The following is a 973-nucleotide window of genomic DNA, read 5'->3' as shown; positions in this document are numbered from 1 at the left end:
ATTGGGAGTTTAGCTCAGCTGGGAGAGCATCTGCCTTACAAGCAGAGGGTCAGCGGTTCGATCCCGTTAACTCCCATATCATGTTACTAAAAGCGTTAAGAAATCCGTATGGAAATAGGAAACTGACGCAGAGTCAATGACTCTAGGAAGTTTATCTTTTTCACTAGGATTTTAGCTTGAGTACAGATAGGTCCCGTAGTGTAGCGGTTATCACGTCGCCCTGTCACGGCGAAGATCGCGGGTTCGATTCCCGTCGGGACCGTTCGAGATGTCTAGTAGACATTTTGAAGTTTGTATGAAGTAAGCATAGCTTACGTCTTCTTAGAAAAGAGACAAGACTCGTTAGCTCAGTTGGTAGAGCAATTGACTTTTAATCAATGGGTCGCTGGTTCGAGCCCAGCACGAGTCATATGCGGGTTTGGCGGAATTGGCAGACGCACCAGATTTAGGATCTGGCGCTTTCGGGCGTGGGGGTTCAAGTCCCTTAACCCGCATAGAATAGAAATAGGCCGGCTTAGCTCAGTTGGTAGAGCATCTGATTTGTAATCAGAGGGTCGCGTGTTCAAGTCATGTAGCCGGCATTAGGAAAGATTGCGAACGTAGTTCAGTGGTAGAACACCACCTTGCCAAGGTGGGGGTCGCGGGTTCGAATCCCGTCGTTCGCTTTGAGAGGCCGGGGTGGCGGAACTGGCAGACGCACAGGACTTAAAATCCTGCGATGGCAACATCGTACCGGTTCGATTCCGGTCCTCGGCATGAAGCTTATAATAGTTAGCACCCTTAGCTCAACTGGATAGAGTACCTGACTACGAATCAGGCGGTTAGAGGTTCGAATCCTCTAGGGTGCATCACTCGCTTAATGGAGACGTTAGGGGAGCTTTATTTTTAATAGTATCGGGAAGTAGCTCAGCTTGGTAGAGTACTTGGTTTGGGACCAAGGTGTCGCAGGTTCGAATCCTGTCTTCCCGATTAT

At 49.0% G+C, this 973-nt stretch carries 9 tRNA genes; all 9 read left to right on the top strand.

Annotation, left to right across the window (positions count from 1 at the left end):
- Positions 1-3 precede the first annotated feature (3 nt).
- A tRNA-Val gene (locus tag ODU37_RS10710) sits at positions 4-76 on the top strand.
- Between the two features lie 113 nt (positions 77-189).
- Positions 190-262: transfer RNA gene (locus ODU37_RS10705), tRNA-Asp, on the top strand.
- A gap of 74 nt (positions 263-336) precedes the next feature.
- Positions 337-409, top strand: a tRNA-Lys gene (locus ODU37_RS10700).
- Between the two features lie 3 nt (positions 410-412).
- A tRNA-Leu gene (locus tag ODU37_RS10695) sits at positions 413-494 on the top strand.
- Between the two features lie 14 nt (positions 495-508).
- Positions 509-581: transfer RNA gene (locus tag ODU37_RS10690), tRNA-Thr, on the top strand.
- A 12-nt stretch (positions 582-593) separates the two neighbouring features.
- Positions 594-665 (top strand) — tRNA-Gly (locus ODU37_RS10685).
- A 7-nt stretch (positions 666-672) separates the two neighbouring features.
- A tRNA-Leu gene (locus ODU37_RS10680) sits at positions 673-756 on the top strand.
- 18 nt (positions 757-774) lie between these two features.
- Positions 775-848, top strand: a tRNA-Arg gene (locus ODU37_RS10675).
- Positions 849-895: 47 nt separating this feature from the next.
- Positions 896-969: transfer RNA gene (locus tag ODU37_RS10670), tRNA-Pro, on the top strand.
- Positions 970-973: the final 4 nt, after the last annotated feature.

It is taken from the genome of Streptococcus sp. 2021WUSS109 (genome assembly GCF_044427305.1).
GTDB lineage: Bacteria > Bacillota > Bacilli > Lactobacillales > Streptococcaceae > Streptococcus > Streptococcus suis.
This window is presented reverse-complemented; position numbering and strand designations above follow the sequence as displayed.